The 17,600-nt window shown below is 44.2% G+C and carries 14 protein-coding genes; 4 read left to right on the forward strand and 10 right to left on the reverse strand.

Translation table 11 applies throughout. The features are described 5' to 3' along the window. The first annotated feature begins 2 nt into the window (after positions 1–2). Positions 3–731: an HAD-IA family hydrolase gene (locus tag B5F71_RS09040; RefSeq protein WP_022039884.1), complete on the forward strand. Its 729-nt coding sequence runs from the start codon at positions 3–5 to the stop codon at positions 729–731. A 581-nt stretch (positions 732–1,312) separates the two neighbouring features. Here B5F71_RS09040 and B5F71_RS20240 read toward each other — a convergent pair. The 7 genes from B5F71_RS20240 to pyrB form a co-directional block, all read right to left on the reverse strand. Continuing rightward, entirely contained in the window at positions 1,313–1,555 is a 243-nt protein-coding gene (locus B5F71_RS20240; RefSeq protein ID WP_158098067.1) for a hypothetical protein, read from the reverse strand. 79 nt (positions 1,556–1,634) lie between these two features. Next, positions 1,635–2,354, reverse strand: a complete 720-nt coding sequence (locus tag B5F71_RS09045) for an OmpA family protein (protein ID WP_022039883.1) — start codon at positions 2,352–2,354, stop codon at positions 1,635–1,637. 20 nt (positions 2,355–2,374) lie between these two features. After that, positions 2,375–3,655, reverse strand: coding sequence for a serine hydroxymethyltransferase (gene glyA, locus B5F71_RS09050; protein ID WP_087209521.1), 1,281 nt, complete (start codon positions 3,653–3,655; stop codon positions 2,375–2,377). A gap of 33 nt (positions 3,656–3,688) precedes the next feature. Continuing rightward, a complete protein-coding gene (locus B5F71_RS09055; protein WP_087209523.1) occupies positions 3,689–4,417 on the reverse strand; it encodes a porin family protein in 729 nt (242 codons plus the stop codon). A 1-nt stretch (position 4,418) separates the two neighbouring features. Continuing rightward, entirely contained in the window at positions 4,419–4,985 is a 567-nt protein-coding gene (locus B5F71_RS09060) for a flavin reductase family protein (protein ID WP_022039880.1), read from the reverse strand. Between the two features lie 10 nt (positions 4,986–4,995). Then, the gene (pyrI, locus tag B5F71_RS09065; protein ID WP_022039879.1) at positions 4,996–5,454 is read right to left on the reverse strand and encodes an aspartate carbamoyltransferase regulatory subunit; all 459 of its coding nucleotides are present in this window, start codon (positions 5,452–5,454) and stop codon (positions 4,996–4,998) included. A gap of 13 nt (positions 5,455–5,467) precedes the next feature. Next, positions 5,468–6,421: an aspartate carbamoyltransferase gene (pyrB, locus tag B5F71_RS09070; RefSeq protein ID WP_022039878.1), complete on the reverse strand. Its 954-nt coding sequence runs from the start codon at positions 6,419–6,421 to the stop codon at positions 5,468–5,470. A 234-nt stretch (positions 6,422–6,655) separates the two neighbouring features. Between pyrB and B5F71_RS09075 the strand changes: the two genes are divergently transcribed. From B5F71_RS09075 to B5F71_RS09085, 3 genes are all read left to right on the forward strand, one after another. After that, complete coding sequence (locus tag B5F71_RS09075) at positions 6,656–8,983, forward strand: transglycosylase domain-containing protein (RefSeq protein ID WP_087209526.1); 2,328 nt, start codon at positions 6,656–6,658, stop codon at positions 8,981–8,983. A gap of 412 nt (positions 8,984–9,395) precedes the next feature. Then, positions 9,396–9,965 carry a sigma-70 family RNA polymerase sigma factor gene (locus B5F71_RS09080; protein ID WP_087209529.1) on the forward strand — a complete coding sequence of 190 codons (570 nt, stop codon included), beginning with the start codon at positions 9,396–9,398 and terminating at the stop codon, positions 9,963–9,965. Between the two features lie 63 nt (positions 9,966–10,028). Next, positions 10,029–10,850 carry a hypothetical protein gene (locus B5F71_RS09085; protein WP_087209532.1) on the forward strand — a complete coding sequence of 274 codons (822 nt, stop codon included), beginning with the start codon at positions 10,029–10,031 and terminating at the stop codon, positions 10,848–10,850. A gap of 108 nt (positions 10,851–10,958) precedes the next feature. On the opposite strand, the gene B5F71_RS09090 is transcribed toward B5F71_RS09085, so the two are convergent. The 3 genes from B5F71_RS09090 to B5F71_RS20765 form a co-directional block, all read right to left on the reverse strand. Further along, a complete protein-coding gene (locus B5F71_RS09090) occupies positions 10,959–13,829 on the reverse strand; it encodes a PD-(D/E)XK nuclease family protein (RefSeq protein WP_087209534.1) in 2,871 nt (956 codons plus the stop codon). Between the two features lie 115 nt (positions 13,830–13,944). Next, positions 13,945–17,163, reverse strand: coding sequence for a UvrD-helicase domain-containing protein (locus B5F71_RS09095; RefSeq protein ID WP_087209537.1), 3,219 nt, complete (start codon positions 17,161–17,163; stop codon positions 13,945–13,947). A 193-nt stretch (positions 17,164–17,356) separates the two neighbouring features. Then, positions 17,357–17,600, reverse strand: a 244-nt coding sequence (locus B5F71_RS20765) for a hypothetical protein (RefSeq protein ID WP_206423833.1), incomplete at its 5' end; no start/stop codon positions are given.

Raw genomic sequence — 17,600 nt, forward strand, 5'->3', positions numbered from 1 at the left:
CTATGTTTGAAGAAGCAATTCGGACTTATCTGCAAGCACATCGCTTCGGGTCACTCGACTTGAAAGCTGTATTATTCGACATGGACGGCGTATTGTTCGACTCCATGAAAAACCATGCGGCAGCGTGGCACGAAGCGATGAAACGTTACAACCTGCAAATGTCTCCTGAAGAGGCTTATTTGCACGAAGGGCGTACGGGAGCAGATACTATCAACATCATAAGTGCCCGCCAGCGGAAGAAAGAAGCGACGGATGAAGAAATTGAAAACATCTACGAAACCAAATCCGAAATTTTCAATTCATTACCCCAAGCAGAACGTATGCCGGGCGCATACGAATTATTACAAAAAATAAAAGGAGAAGGATTAACACCGGTCATTGTCACCGGTTCAGGTCAAAAATCATTATTGGAACGGCTCAATAAGAACTTTCCGGATATTTTCAGACCTGAATTAATGGTAACGGCTTTTGATGTCAAATACGGAAAGCCCAATCCGGAGCCTTATCTTATGGGACTCCAGAAAGCAGGGGTAAAAGCAAACGAAGCCATCGTGGTAGAAAATGCCCCATTGGGAGTAAAAGCAGGAGTAGCGGCAGGCATTTTTACAGTAGCTGTAAATACCGGCCCCTTACCTGACGAAGTATTGACACAAGAAGGAGCTAACTTTCTTTTCCATTCTATGATGGAATTCAATAATAATTGGGAAAGTTTTTATCAAGTAATCAAATAAAGTTGTATCTTTGCACCACACTTAGCATTTACAAATGCTTATACTAACCCTAACAAATTCAATTGGATATTAAAAAGACTGCTTCGGGAGAAGCGGTCTTTTTTCTGTTCGATGTTTGGGAGTATGCCGGTTGCTATGCATTTAACTCTGGCTATTCCTAGAAATGCAGAATTACAAAGCTTATATTTTGAACAGTGTGGAATTGTGCATTTTAATGGAATACACACAGTCGGTATTACTTCTGTTGCCTGTGTCACACCGGATTGTCAATCCGCTTCTTCAATTACGCCGGCTTACACGTCCGGCATGACAATCAAGCTTTGTTCTCTCCGCAATATAGCTGCCTTGCTTGTAAGATTATTAATCTTACAGCGTGAAGATTAATAATCTTCCGGCATGAAGATTAATAATCTTACAAACAAGGTAGTCATGGAGATTGGATGGTCGGACTAAGCTGATGTTAGGGTTTGGCTTGGAAAAGCAACCGGTAGACATAAAGTGTACAGGCACAAATCCGGCTTGACAAATGTGACAAGCGACAAAATGCACAAATTAATGCCGCAAGAAGTATAAAACAGGATTTATACAACATAAGTGAGAATCCAATAAAAATGGCATATGAGATGAGTATAGGCAATCATCTTCATATGCCATTTAGAAGCTGTTTTGAATTTCTCCAAAAAGTTTTTCTTGGCTTGATGTATCCGTTTTCGTGTGTGCTTTGGGCGATTTTTTGGTTCTTTTCGCTCCTGTTCTTCGTCAGATAGCCCGCTATCTTCCTCATCACAGAAGCGAAAATGCCTCAAAAACTCATCCCAAATCATCGCACGATAAATTCAAAACAGCTTCTTAATTTTTGAGGTCATTTACTGAATATCCTTGATTCAGTATTGTTCTGCCATATTATTGCAATGTGCCAGCTTCGGCTGCTTGTATCATTTGCTGGCTGGCATACATATATACCTCTACACGCCGGTTTTCTTGACGGCCTGCTTCGGTGCTGTTGTCTGCAACCGGATTGCTTTCGCCCAATCCTTCCACTGTTTTGATTTGTGAGGCAGTAGTACCGCAACTGAGAAGGTAGCTGGATACACTTTGTGCTCGTTCTTGTGAGAGGGCTTGATTTTTCTGTACACTTTGTTCTGCGGTGCTGTTTTTCCAACCCGTATTGTCGGTATATCCATAGATGGCTACATCCATATCGGGATTTTGGATTAATACGTTGTTGGCAAATTTGCTTAGAGCCGCTTTGGCAGAAGTGCTCAGGGTAGAGCTGCTGGTAGCAAATAAGATGCCCGAATCGAATGTTACTTTGACGGCTTGTAAGCCATTGTTATCCGTAACCTGTTCTACTTCTGCTCCTTCGATTTGCGCAGCCTGTTCGGCAGCCTTATCCATTTTCTTACCAATCAAGACCCCTGCGCCTGTTCCTACGGCAGCTCCTACAGCAGCACCGATTGCTGCGCCTTTTCCATGACCGGCAATACCTCCGATGAGGGCACCCAAAGCTGCTCCGCCACCACCTCCAATCATTCCTCCTTTGGCGGTGTTGTTTAAACTTCCACAACCGCTAAGTACCAAGCATCCGCTCAGTAAGATAGCCATACAACTTGTTTTTTTCATAAGCTTTTTATATGATACATTTAATATGCAAATAAGGGATAGTTTTTCATCGTGTTGTTTACACGGGTACGAACGGAAGCTATCACTTCTTCATTGTCTACGTTCGATAATACCGTTTCTATCATTTCGGCAATTTCATACATTAGGTCTTCTTTTGCACCCCGTGTCGTAATGGCTGGAGTTCCTAAACGGATTCCAGAGGTTTGGAATGCTGAACGGGTATCAAACGGAACCATGTTCTTATTTACGGTAATATCTGCCGAAACCAACGCTTTCTCAGCTACTTTTCCGGTCAGGTCGGGATATTTGGTTCGCAGGTCTACTAACATCGAATGGTTGTCTGTACCGCCGGATACGATGGTAAATCCGCGGTCTATCAATGCCTGTGCTAATGTAGCGGCATTTTTCTTTACTTGTAAAGCATAGTCTTTCCATTCGGGTTGGAGGATTTCATTAAAGGCGACAGCCTTTGCTGCAATCACATGTTCCAGCGGGCCACCCTGGATACCGGGGAATACGGCAGAGTCAAGCAATTGTGACATCATTTTGATTTCACCTTTGGGCGTTTTCTTTCCCCAAGGATTGGGAAAGTCTTTTCCCATTAGGATGATGCCTCCACGTGGTCCTCGTAAAGTTTTATGAGTAGTAGACGTTACGATATGTGCGTATTTTACCGGATTGTCGAGCAGACCGGCAGCAATCAGTCCGGCTGGGTGAGCCATGTCAATCATCAGAATGGCATTTACTTTGTCTGCAATTTCGCGCATGCGTTTGTAATCCCATTCGCGTGAATAGGCAGAACCACCTCCGATAATCAATTTGGGATGTTCGCGTAGTGCGATTTCTTCCATCTGGTCATAGTCTACACGTCCGGTTTCTTTATTCAGGTTATATTCGCAAGGTGTGTAGATGATGCCTGAAGTGTTGACGGCCGAACCGTGGGATAAGTGTCCTCCGTGTGCCAGATTCAGTCCCATGAACTTGTCTCCAGGGTTTAATACTGCAAGGAATACGGCTGCATTGGCTTGTGCTCCAGAGTGAGGCTGGACGTTTGCCCATTCGGCACCGAAGATTTTCTTGATGCGGTCGATGGCGAGTTGTTCGCTTTGGTCTACAACTTCACAACCTCCATAATAGCGTTTGCCAGGATAACCTTCGGCATATTTATTAGTGAGGCATGACCCCATGGCTTGCATTACTTCATCGCTTACGAAATTTTCGGAAGCAATCAGTTCTATGCCTTTCAGTTGACGTTGGTGTTCTCTTTCGATAATGTCGAAAATTAAATCGTCTCTTTTCATAGTTGTATGTTTTTTTGATAAAATAATTTGATGTTAAAATATTACACCTACTGAGAAACTTAATACATTCCGGCGACGTTTTAGGGAAATGTCTTGGGTATTATAAGGATTTTCAGTCAGTGTCTTGTCGTATGTGATGGATTGAACCAAATCGTGTAATCCGATTTCATAGCGGAAGTCGAAAAAAATGTTTGATACATTGACTGCAAGTCCGACTACTCCACTAAAGCTGAAGGGACGTATTTCTTCTTTGATTCCTTGCTGATAAAACCCGGAATATTCGCTTTTGGTATGTTTTTCCCATGCGTATGCAACTTTCGGTCCGATAAAGAATGCCATGCCGTATGGATAGGCATCTACGAATTTGTAACCATAAAGCAAAGGCATGTCGATAGAATGGATGTCTGTTTTTACCAAGGCATTGTCATCTATTAGTCCTGCATTGTTTACATCATTCGGAATCGAAATACTCCCTTTTGAAACGTTATACGAAAATTCGGTTTGTAGGAAATGGTGTTTTTTTAAATTGAAGCGGCAGAAAAAGGCTCCGAAATATCCTATCTTGTAGTTGTTCTGGATATCTTGCAGCTCATTTTCTCCTAATGTAAAATGGTCGATGAAGAACATGGTGGAATTAAATCCTGCCTTGATGCCTATATTGACCTTGGGGGCGTTTGTCTCATTGCGCGATTCTGTTTGGGCGTGTGCGGAAAGTCCGGACAGCCCCATAAGGCAAAGCAGGATAAAGGCATTTGTTCTCATCTTATTTCTTCTTTTCTACAGACCAACCGAATTTTCCTATTTTTTCTCCTGTTTCATAATATCCGCCGTGGATATATACTAATAGATTGGATTGTGCAAGTTCAAATTTCCCGGTTTCTGTATTTAAATATTTTTCATCAGCTTTTACATTGACGACATCTGCTATGAACATGTCGTGCGAGCCAAGGGCGATAATGTCTTTCACCCTGCATTCGATACATAGAGGTGATTCCTCGATGAGTGGTGCCTGCACCATTGAAGCCTTGCCTGGCGTGAGGTGCATTTCCTCAAACTTATTATAGTCTTTGCCTGAGCGTACACCGCACCAATCGGTAGCGAATGCCATATCTTTGGTGGTCAGGTTGATGACAAATTCCATGTTCTTTTTCAGAATCGGGTAGGAGTGTCGTTCCGGTCGTACGGAGATGTAGCACATGGGTGGGTTGGAACAGATGGTTCCTACCCACGCTATGGTCAGTATGTTGTATTCTTCTTCCGTGCTTCCGCAACTCACAAGTACGGCTGGCAGGGGGTATATCATCGTGCCAGGTTTCCAGTCTTGTTTCATGGTTTGTGTGTCAGATTAGTTTGATGTTGTCTACCTGTTGTTCTTTCTCGCAATAATGGCATTTCAGGATACCCTGTTCTTTGTCGGCGACATGGAACCACGTCTGCATCGGCTCGTTGTTGGTGATGCATTTTGGATTGTTGCATTTCACGATTCCTTTCAGTTCGGATGGCATCACCACTTCTTTCTTTTCCACTACCTCGTAGTTGCGGATGATGTTCAGCTTCATGTTGGGTGCCACTACAGAAAGGCGGCTGATTTCCTCATCGGTAAAGAACCGTCCGGCAATCTTGATGATGCCTTTCTTTCCCAGTTTTTTACTTTCGAAGTTGTTTCCGATAGTGATGTTGCTGTCCATGTGTTGCAGGTCGAGCAAGGATACTACGGTAAACAGCTTGTCTGAAGGTATATGGTCGATTACCGTTCCGTTTTCAAGGGCGGCTACTTGCAATTCTTTTTTGTTGCTCATTACATCAAAAGTTTTAAAGGTTCATGATTCGGTTGGTATCTGCTTTCACTTCGTCCAGCGTAATTCCTAATACATCACAAAGAATGGCTTCACGTGCGTACAGGCCGTTTTGTGCTTGTTGGAAATAGTAGGCTTTCGGGTTATTATCCACATCGTAGGCTATTTCGTTCACGCGGGGTAACGGATGAAGGATGCGAAGGTTAGGCCGTGTGTGCTCCAGCATTTTGTTGTGCAGGATATACACGTCTTTTACCCGTTCGTATTCCATCAGGTCGGTGAAGCGTTCGCGTTGTACACGGGTCATGTACAGGATGTCTGCATTGGCAATGGTTTCCTCGTTGAAGTCGCTGTGTTCTTCGTAATGGATGTGATGTTCCTTGCAGTACAGTTTGTATTCTTCCGGCATTTTCAGTTCGTTGGGGGCGATGAAATGGAAAGTCGGGTTAAAATGGCGCATTGCCATCAGGAGGGAATGTACTGTGCGTCCGTATTTCAAATCACCTACCAGATAGATGTTCAGATTTTCCAGTGTACCCTGTGTCTTATAGATGGAATAGAGGTCAAGCATGGTTTGAGAAGGATGCTGGTTGGCCCCGTCGCCCGCGTTGACGATAGGAACGGGTGCTATTTCGCTGGCATAGCGTGCGGCTCCCTCCAAGTAGTGACGCATGACGATGATATCGGCATAATTGCTTACCATCATGATGGTGTCTTTCAGGGTTTCTCCTTTCGAAGAACTTGTCACCTTGGGGTCGGTGAATCCGATGACTTTTGCACCTAAACGATTGGCAGCTGTCTCAAAACTCAGACGCGTGCGGGTGGAAGGTTCAAAAAAAAGGGTCGCAACGATTCTCTGGTCCAACAAGTGACGGTTTGGTTTCTTTTCAAACTCTTGTGCCATTTCCAGCAGATAAAGGATGCGTTCCTTCGAGTGGTTGGCAATAGTGACTAAACTTCTATTTTCCATATTTTCCGTTTAATGATAGTTCTTTAATAAATACCGGAGTTCAAAGATAGTCAAAAAAATAGAATGAACGGTTTTTATTCCGGCATTTTTTATACTTTTGCACTTCGTAAAGAGTAATATCGGACACAAGAGTATGAAGGTGCAGTGTTTTTCTTTGTCGGCGAAGCAAGACATTCCTCTTTTTGTGCCATTGTATTTCTGGGTTCTATGTTTATATATTAAGGTATAAGAATTATGAGAAAGAAGTTCATATGCGCATTGTGGATTTTGGTGGTCTTGAGTAGTCTGGCCGTGGCGGTTGTATTTACGGCTATAGCGAAAGGATGGATAGGCTATGTGCCTCCGGTGGAGGAATTGGAAAATCCCAATCTGAAATTTGCTACCCAGATTATATCCGATGATGACCAATTACTGGGGACATGGTCGTATAGCAAGGAAAATCGTGTTTATGTAGGCTATAATGATTTGTCGCCCAATTTGGTTCATGCATTGATTGCTACAGAAGACGTGCGCTTCAGCGAACATTCCGGCATTGATTTTCGTGCTTTCTTGCGCGCGGTAATCAAGCGCGGAATACTGATGCAGAAGAATGCCGGAGGAGGCAGTACGATTACCCAGCAGCTTGCCAAGCAATTTTATTCACCTACGGCAGACAATGTGATGGAACGTCTGTTACAGAAGCCGATAGAGTGGGTGATAGCCGTCAAGTTGGAGCGTTATTATACAAAAGAAGAAATCCTCACGATGTATCTCAATAAGTTCGATTTCTTAAACAATGCTGTGGGTATCAAAACGGCGGCAAAAACTTATTTCTCGAAAGATCCGAAAGAACTTTCCATCGAAGAGGCTGCAACACTGGTTGGCATGTGTAAGAATCCTTCGCTTTATAATCCGCGCAGGTTTAACGAACGTTCGCGGGGACGTCGAAATACAGTGCTCGACCAGATGCGCAAGGCGAATTATATTACGCGGGCTGAATGTGACTCGTTGCAGGCACTTCCGCTCAAGTTAAGGTTCCAGCCTGTTGACCATAAGGATGGGCTGGCTACTTATTTTCGTGAATACCTGCGTCATATTATGACTGCTAAGCAGCCCGATAAGAGTAAGTATCGCGGCTGGCAGATGCAGCAGTATTACGAAGACTCCATTGCCTGGAAAACCAATCCGCTTTACGGTTGGTGTGCGAAGAACAAGAAAAAGGACGGCACCAACTATAACATTTACACCGACGGGTTGAAGATTTACACCACTATCAACTCCCGGATGCAGCAATATGCTGAAGAGGCGGTTTACGAGCATGTGGCGAAGTATCTCCAGCCTCGCTTCTTTAAGGAGAAGATGGGGCGGAAGACAGCTCCTTATACCAACCAGCTGACGCAAGAAGAAGTGAACGAGATAATGGACCGCTCAATGCGTCAGACCGACCGCTACCGTCAGATGAAGAAAGCAGGATGCTCGGAAGAAGAAATCCGTCAGGCCTTCAACACCAAGCATGAGATGACGGTTTTTTCATACGAGGGAGAAAAAGATACTATCATGACACCGATGGACTCCATTCGTTATTATAAGTATTTTCTGCGTGCCGGGTTCATGTCGATGGATCCTGTGACCGGTTACGTGAAGGCATACGTAGGCGGGCCTAATTATAATTACTTCCAGTATGACATGGCAATGGTAGGACGCCGTCAGGTAGGGTCTACCATCAAGCCTTTCCTTTATTCGCTAGCGATGGAGAATGGTTTTTCGCCTTGTGATGAAGTACGTAATGTGGAACAGACACTTTTCGATGAGAACGGAAAAGCTTGGTCGCCACGTAACTCTTCCCGTTCGCATTATGGTGAAGTGGTTACTCTGAAGTGGGGACTTGCCAACTCGAATAACTGGATATCGGCTTATCTGATGAGTAAGCTTAGCCCTTATGCGCTGGCGAGGTTGATTCACTCGTTCGGTGTGCTGAACAAAGACATACAGCCCACTGTCTCTCTTTGTCTGGGTCCGTGTGAGATATCGGTAGGAGAAATGGTTAGTGCTTATACGGCATTTGCCAACCGGGGCATCCGCACGGCACCGCTGTTTGTTTCGCGCATTGAGGATAATGAGGGAAATGTCATTGCTAACTTTACTCCACAGGTCGATGAGGTAATCAGTGAATCGAGTGCTTATAAAATGTTGGTGATGCTGCGTGCCGTTATTAATGAGGGTACCGGAGGACGTGTGCGCCGTTTGTATGGCATTAAGGCAGATATGGGTGGAAAGACCGGAACAACTAACCGTAATTCGGATGGTTGGTTTATGGGATTTACTCCTTCATTGGTGTCTGGATGCTGGGTTGGCGGTGTAGAGCGTGATATCCATTTTGACACGATGCGTGATGGACAAGGTGCTTCGATGGCACTTCCGGTATGGGGACTCTTTATGCAAAAAGTTTATGCTGATAAGGAATTGGGCTATTCTGAAGAGGAACGCTTTGACATACCAGGTGATTTTGACCCTTGTAAGGACAAATTGACTGAAATGGAAGAAGAAAATGCCAGCAGGCTGGACGATGTGTTCTTCCAATAACAATGATTCACGGATGCCTGCACTTTGCCCATCTGTCGTTCTTAAAAATGAAGCTATGTTTCAGATGCAGTTCATATATGCAACTGCATCTGAAACATAGCTTTTAATGGCGAAGTATTTATTTTCTATTGTCGGTTGTTGGCAGACTACGGATATACCTATGAAAATAGTTGGCTGAAAGACTTGGTTTTGGGGGTTAGGTCTTGCAACTGTTTCTTAGAACCAGTCATTTAAAGGAGAAAACGGTATTTATCTAAGATATTTCGAAAAAAAATCCTTTTTCATTAGCTTTTTTACTGAAAAAATATTTCCTTTACAGCAAAATGATTTATATCTTTCTTAAATGATTGACTGTATGATAGATGTTTTCATTTGTAATTGAATTAATTTATAAACCATAAAAACAGATACTATGAATTTACTCGTTAGCTCTGATGAAGAGCTGATTTCTTTATTTCAGTCTGGAAACAATGAGGCATTTGCTATTCTTTTACACCGCTATGCCGACCAGATTAAACATTCTATTCGTCAAATCATATCCAGTATTGAAGAAGCTGAAGATGTTTTTCAAGATTTATCCATTCATTTCAGTATTAAACTGAAGACAGCTTACAAGGAAAATGGGAAATTTGGAGGTTGGCTACATTGTGTAGTTGACAATTATTTATGTAGCTATTGTAGGAAAATGAAGCCTAAAATCACAGATTTGGATTTGGAGACGGTGAAAGATTGGCAAAATGAATATGAATTAAGTTCGCAGGATAGAGAACATAAATATGCAGAACTAAGGAAATCGGTCAAGGAGCTTCCGGAGGAATTAAGAATATTGGTAGAGATGAAAATCTGGAAAAGAATGACTTTAGAGGCTATTGCCGTCAAATTAAATTCGAACAAATCGACAATAGCCAAGCGTTTGCAGTCTGCTTATCACCAACTGGAAAAGAGTATGCTTGCCAAAGGGTATGATGATGCTTTTATTTGATTCTTGTCGGGAATATGTAGTAAAATAGACTTGAAAATCTTATCTTTGCAAAAAAGGGAGAATATGGATTATGACTTGACTTTATATCAAGTATCTTCCCGGTTGGCAGAAACGGTAATAGCCCGTATCGGTGAATTCAATCGGGGCAGGACAACCGTTAATGGTTGTTATGCTATTAGTGTGGCTACAGCTTATCGTCCATATTATGCTTTCTGGCGTTTCTTCCCCAACGTAGAGATTCCTTTATTTATACGGACACTTGCCGTCACTTTTGATATGGCGGCTGAACGTGCTTTTTCTTTGCTTCAAAATTGTAATGTAAAACTTGAAGTATTTGATAATAGGGTTTTTGAATGCTATTATGGACAATCGGAAGATTTTGTTCCTTTCGGAAAGTACCGTGGCAAACGATTGGCTGAAGTGTATTATATTGATCCTTCTTACGTATTGTGGCTGGCAAATAAATTTGTACCTAGTCTCAAGCGTTACGAACCATTGGTTGTTCTGGCCAAAGAGTTTGCACGTGTTCATTTTGAACTGACAGTACAAAAGCGTCGCGTTTCATCGGTGAGCCATAATGTGGGGCAAGTAGGCGAGCGTTTGAAGGAACTTTTTCTGACAGTGTTGAATGTCCGTCTACAAGTAGATATTTACAAGCCTGATTTTTATGTGGACCAATATATTTTGGCAGCCGACCGTGATGGAAATCGTTTTACGTTTTTTCTTAAAGCAGGCGGACGTAGTCTTTCGCCCAATGTATTAAGTTGCCATACACGAAAGGTCATTGCTCACGAGATGTTGCATCTTGCTTCTGCTAAGGTGATATCGCATTACGAGAGTCGCGGAGTGCGTTATACTCGTTTGGGGTATGTGAAATTGTTGTAGTACTCAATATTGCAAGGCTAAGGTTAAATGTCCACAATGCGGTGAATGAGAAGAGGATTATCTTCTGTGTCAGGTCGGATAATCCTCTTTTGAAGATAGGATTATCCGTTATTTCCGGCATAAATCCTTGAAATCACAATAGGTGCATTTATCCGGAATCTCGGTTTGTGTGAATGGGATTTCCGGGGAGAAGATTTCCATCAGCAACAGTTTCAGTCGTTCGCGGAACTCCATTTCGTAACGGGCAAAGTCGTAAACTGGTTCAGCTTTTCGTGCTTCACCCAGTTGGATGACTGGCGTGTAGTTTTCTGAGGCAGCCCGGTGTATGTACAGCAGTGAGGGAGCTACTTGGCGTGTGTCTTGTTTCTCCCGTAGCTTGCGGCATACGATAGCAGCGTAGAGGAATGTTTGGAATACATGACTCGAACGTTTGAGGTCGGGAGAAAAGAGCGATTCTATGCTGGATGGCGTGTCGGCGTTTCCTCCAGTCTTATAATCGACGATGCGCAGAATGTTGTCTTTCCAATCTATTCTGTCAATGATGCCTCCGATACGTGAATGTAGGACGGTGTCGGCTACGGTGAGTTTCAGTTCTTCGTAGACGGGGTATTCTGAACTGACGAACGTGAATGGTGCATGCTTCAGGTCCTTCTGGAGCAGTTGCTTCACATAGCGTAGTATGACAGCTGAATTAATAAGTTGGATACCATTGTAAGTGGGTTTTTCTTCAGGAGGCAGATGGAAAAAAAGTTCTTTGAAACCTTTGTCGACATAGTCCTGTAAGCGAACTTCATTTTTCAGCAGATTCTCTATTGTTTCTTGATTGATGACTTTTCCGTGTGTTGTCAGGTCTTTGTAGATGTGTTCGGCAGCATGGTGGAAAATACTGCCGAATTTGGCAGCATCAATTTCAGGAGAGATTTCATCGGGGGCATTGAGGTGTGCCGCATACTTGTAGTAGAATTTTAACGGGCAGTCCAGGTAACAGTTCAATGCCGAGGGCGAAAGTACAGCTTTTGGGTTGTAACGTACATCGAAGGTTTCCCATAAGCGTCGGAGGACGGTCGGTCCTTTGGAGATACAGATAGGGGTAGAGCCTTGTGGCGATTGTGCAGCTTCCAGTCTCAAACGCTTGACGGGATACCCCCATTCGATGATGAATTGGAGCATGAAGCGCGACATTTCGCCACGGTTGATGCCGTCAGTAGCAGTGTTGAATATCAGTGTAGCTTTTTCCGTGCGCTGTAACAGACGGTAAAAATAATAGGCATAGACGGCTATCTTGTGGTCGATGGTGGTCATTCCGAATGCTTTTCGCAGGTTGTAGGGGATGAATGAGGCATCGTTTCCACCTTTTGGAAGTTGGCCTTCGTTTACCGAGAGCATAATGAGGTGACGGAAGTCGAGGTTGCGTGTTTCCAGTACTCCCATTACTTGCAGTCCGATGGCTGGTTCGCCATGGAAAGGAATACTCGAAGTAGCCATGACGCGGGTAAGCAGGCGTTGCAATGTCTCGGGTTTTACGTTTAAGTCTTTGTCTTCTATCAGTGTGTAGAATCGGTTCATCAAGGTATAGGTCTTGAACAAGGCTTCACGGTAAAGCTGGTCGAAAGCGGTTGTATCCGAAGGCTTTTGTTGCTGGTAAGATAACGCGACTTTCTCTAATGCCTTCGTAATCAGCTGGCATAAGTTGGAGTTGGTGGTAACGGGCGTGAAGAGTATCTCCAGTATTCCGTCTTTTTCTAATTCGGAGGGAAGTGGGTAGAATCTGTTGTCACGGGTTAGGCTTTGCTCCAATTCTGCCGCCTGTGACGAGAGTTGTCGCGTATAAGGGTGCTTCAGCAGGCTGATTACTTCGGTGAAGCGATAACGTCCGTTTTGTGTGTTGTATCCTGCAGTATGCAGTTCCAGCAAGGCACAGACAAAACTATATGCAGGCGTTTGTGAGAGAGGAAAGCCCATTGTGATGTTGATGTGTTTTACATTTTCGGGAAGCGAATGGAGTACGGACTGGAGCAGTGCCTCGTTGCATAGCACTACGGCAGTTTCTTTTTCTTCTTCGGTAAGATTCTCACGAAGCCATTGGGGCAGGTAGCGCGCTTGTCCGTTTTCAGTGGGCGATTCTACAAAAGTAATGTCTTTGGCTTGATTTAAGTTATTAAAGAAAGAGGGAGGAAGCTCAGATGGGAAATCCCGTAAATTCCGGCGGATGAATTCGCCTGCTTCATGAGGTGTCCGGTTCAGGTAAAAGGTGTCGTAGTCCCAGTAAAATAAGGCTTTGCCTGCATCGGCAAGTCTATGGAAGAGTGTATGTTCTACTTTGTTCAGTACGTTGAAACCTACAAAAACATACAGCCGGTATGGAAGTTTGTCGGGATTCAGGGTGTCGATGACTTGGCGGTACATCATTCCTTCGTAAGCAATGTGCTGGCTTTCCAGCAATGCTTTATATCGGGTGTAGATTTCTCCTAGTGTGTCCCATATCGAAATGAAGCGTTGTTTCAACTCTGTTACGCGGTCAATCGAGAAATTTCGGAAAAACTGCGAAAGGGCTTCTTTCTGTCCTTCTTCCAGAAAATCGTAGTCATCAGTTAAGCCGTTCAGGTCTTTCAGATTGCTGAAGAGCGCCTGGGTATCTGCCAAGTTCTTGTCTGCGTCATCAAAATCGGCTATCAGCATCTCTCCCCAGAAAAAGAAATCGTCTAGAGATTCATTACTTCCGGTTACTTGGCGAAATACTTTATACAGGTCACACACCAATTTGACGGAATCGCCTGTTTGCCATGGAGAGCACTGGCGGAACAATTCGCTGATGCTGGTGTAGGCGGGCGACCACAAGGGGCGCTTGCTTTCATGTGCCAAATACTCGTTGAAAAACAGGCTGGCGCGTTTATTGGGGAAAACCACGGCAACATTGCTTAGGTCACCGTGCGTTTTTTCATATAGGTCGTGTGCTACTTCTTGTAGGAATGTTTTCATCTTTTTTATTGGTTTATTGAGGGTTAGTAGTTGGGGAATTTGTCACTTGGGATTGGATATTAATGCCTTTTTAGGGGAAAAGTATCGGTTTCTGGATATCTGGATTTCTGTGGAGTCATACTTTTTCCAACTCGTTTCCGAATACATACCACAAGTAGCCTTCTACATTTTTGTAGCCCATCCCGATGAGCAGGTTCATATATTCTTTTACCTGCTGGCGGTAGACATTTTTTTTCTTACCGAACTTGAAGTCGACTACTACCACTTTGTCTTTTTTCATCATTACGCGGTCTGGTCGCCGTGTCTGGAATGTTCCGGTTTCATCAGTGTAAATGATGCTGCATTCGTTATAGAGTCTCCAATTTCCTCCATACCAGTCTTTTACCTGCGGGTGGTTTAGCGCCCAACGAGCAAGTTTTTCGATTTCGCATGCTTTCTCTTCCGATTCCAGTATGCCTTCAAACGTAAGTTTTTTGATGACTCCAGGTAAGTCGGATTCAGTGGTGATGGAAGCAAACACTTGATGCAGGAGTTGTCCTTGACGGATGTAGCGTTCGTGTTCTTCTTCATCTTCATCGCCTCGGATAAAGTCGGCAGAACGGTTCGATTGTTTGAATTCGATTGGAGTTTCTATCGATTCCACCTGTACAGGTAAGCTTTGTGGAAGTACTGCAAGTGGATTCTCAGAGCCTTTTTCCTGTTTTTTATTTTCCGAAGGACAGAGAGAGCCGAAGGTGTATGTCAGAGGAGATGTTTCTTCGGTTTCTTCTGTTTTTGTGTCCCAAATGTTGAGTTGGGGGGCTACTTCAGCAAGTAGTTCCGATACAGTGCCCCGCTGGTTTGCTTTACCCCATATAATAAGGTTCTTGCACGCACGGGTAAACGCCACGTAGAGTAGATTCAGGTTATCCACCCATAGCTGGAGTCGTTCTTCCCAATAGCTGTCGTGGTAAACAGAGTCTGCCATGGCTGAAGAATAATTTACCGGTACGATGTCCAGTTCGTTGAACGGGGCACGGTCGGTCTCTTTTCCTGTTCCTGCCACTGAACACCATATCAGGTGATTGTTGGTTTCGTTTTCCATCTTCCAGTCGCAGAAAGGGAGCAGTACAGTGTGGAATTCTAATCCTTTCGACTTATGGATGGAAAGGATACGGATACCTTCTATTTCTCCCGATGGGATGGTTTTTTCGTGCAGGCGTTCGTCCCAAAAAGCAATGAAGGCAGTTAGCTCAGACGAATGTTGCTGCATGTACTCGGTTACAGCATCGTAGAAAGCGCATAGGTAGGCGTCTTGATGCTCAATGCGTTGCATATCGAATAGCAGGAAGAGTTTTTCCAATAGCTCATAAAGAGGCATGAGGCGCAATTCAGGCATCTGTGCTGCAAAGGCTTCAGGTAGGAAAGGAGTGAGGTCATCCGCTAAGATTTGGTTTAGGCTGATGCTGGAGTGAAGTATTTCGTGCTGGTATGCTACTGCCAGACGTGCACCGGCTATGCGGTCTTCGGGCGAGGTGAGATAGCGTAACCCGTCTACCATCATGCATACAGCCAGCGAAGCATCGAGGCGGAAGGCTTCGTCTGATACGATGCGGTAGGGTGTATGTTTATCAAAATAATCGGCTATGGAGGGAATGGATTTATTTTTCCGTACCAGAATAGCTATGTCATTGGTATGTATTCCTTGTGCGATAAGTTGTTCTACTTGGCTGGCAAGGGCATGCAGGGTAGCATCAGCGTATGGCTGTTCTTGGGTATCGGGTAGGAAAGTCAGGCTGACGAATCCCTGTTCGTTTTGTTTGGAAGTTTCCTGGCATACGTCGCTGTATGCGTTGAGCAATTGCAGGCATGGGGTGCCTGTTTCATCCTCATATTTGTGGTTCAGGGCGGTACAAGCGGAAGTAAACATTGCGTTGTTAAAGTAAATGATGCGTGCTTCACTTCGCCAGTTCGTTTTCAGGGTCAGTTCGTGGATACGCAAGGTCGGGTCATTCCCCAGTCCTGCCAGAATTTTCCAGTCTCCGTTGCGCCAGCGGTAGATGCTTTGTTTGATGTCGCCTACGATGAGGCTACCTTCCCTTTGTGAAAGACTTTCTTCCAGCAGCAGATGGAAATTTTCCCATTGCATACGTGACGTATCTTGAAATTCGTCTATCATCACTGTGTCGATGGAAGTACCTATTTTTTCATAGATGAATGCTGCGTCACCTTCGTGCATCAGGCTATGCAGGAGGGCGTTGGTATCGGATAATAAAAAACGGTTGTGTTGCTGGTTCTGCAAGCGTAGTTCTTCATCAATATGTGCCAGAAGGCGTAGGTTGTTCAGATAGCGTAACGAAAGATTGCACGAGTTTACCAGTACGTTATTCTTCGGCCGGAACTCTTCGGCGGTTTTCAGCAAGGGAATCAGTTCGCGTGTGGCAAGGTCTAAGATGGCAGCGCGATGGGGTGAAGTGCGTGTTGCCCAGTTATCTTCACTCGTCAGGCACTTGTCTACAGTGGCATTGCGGATATTGTCCGACAGGTTTCCTAGGGCGAGTTTGTTGAAATAGCTTCCGATACCACGCGAACCGTTTTTCAGATCGGTTGGCAACAGGCCGTTCATTTCCAGTACACCTGTAAACTGGTCGTTAAAGCTTTTCATCTCTTCCAATGCTTCACGGCGGATGTCCTGCACCTGTCTCCGATAGTTGGGAATGAAAGTCGGGTCGGCAAGTTTACGGCGCAGCCCGTCGCCTTTCTCAATGTATCCTTCGTCAAGGATGTTGCGTCCGAAGTTCTTGATTTCGCTTGAAATATCCCAGCGTTTGTCATCCGAGATGCGTTCGTCTATATATTCCATCAGCCAACTCAGTACGGGTGAATGACGGTCCAGTTTTTCTATCATTGCATCTACGGTATCTGAGAGTACTTCTGTGTTATTCAGTTCTATGGTCATATTGGCACCTAGTTCCAGCTCGCGGGCTAAATTGCGCAGCACGGCCTGAAAAAAAGAGTCAATGGTTTCAATTCGGAAACGACTGTAGTCATGTATGATGTTGTGCAACGCCCGTCGTGCTGCCTTGCGGATGGCGTCTTCGTCCATCTGACATATTCGTTTCAGTTCATTGAGGTAGCTGTCCGATGATTTGACGTTGTAGCCCAGCCCATAGAGTTGTTCCAGAATACGGCTTTTCATTTCGGCTGTAGCCTTGTTTGTGAAGGTTACTGCCAGGATACGCCGGTAGGATGCAGGATCTTCTATCAATTGCCGGATGTATTGCACGGCAAGGGTAAAGGTCTTTCCTGAACCGGCTGAGGCTTTATAGACTAATAGTTGTGGGGTATTTGTCATAGCTTTTTTATATGCGTTAATATGCGTTTTCAGTGCAAAGATAGTCTTTTGCTTGGATACCGGAAACGATGAACCGTTTTATTTGGAAACTGTTTTGAATTAATCAAAGAAAAAATGTTATGGGCATTTATAATCAAATTCCTAAAGCCGTATAATTGAAATATCTGATTGGATTATATTATCAATCCAGACATCATCCTTTTATGGTTTCCATATCAAAACCGTACGTTCTCCAATTGAAAACCGTACGTTCTCGATATGGAAACCGTACGGTTTTGATATGGAGAACGTAAAAAGAAGACAGCTTGAAACAGATACTGAACCTTTCAGAAGCTGTTTTGAATTTATCGTGCGATGATTTGGGATGAGTTTTTGAGGCATTTTTGCTTCTGTGATGAGGAAGATAGCGGGCTATCTGACGAAGAACAGGAGCGGAA

The organism is Bacteroides sp. An269 (genome assembly GCF_002159755.1).
In the GTDB taxonomy this organism is placed as follows: Bacteria; Bacteroidota; Bacteroidia; order Bacteroidales; family Bacteroidaceae; genus Phocaeicola; species Phocaeicola intestinalis.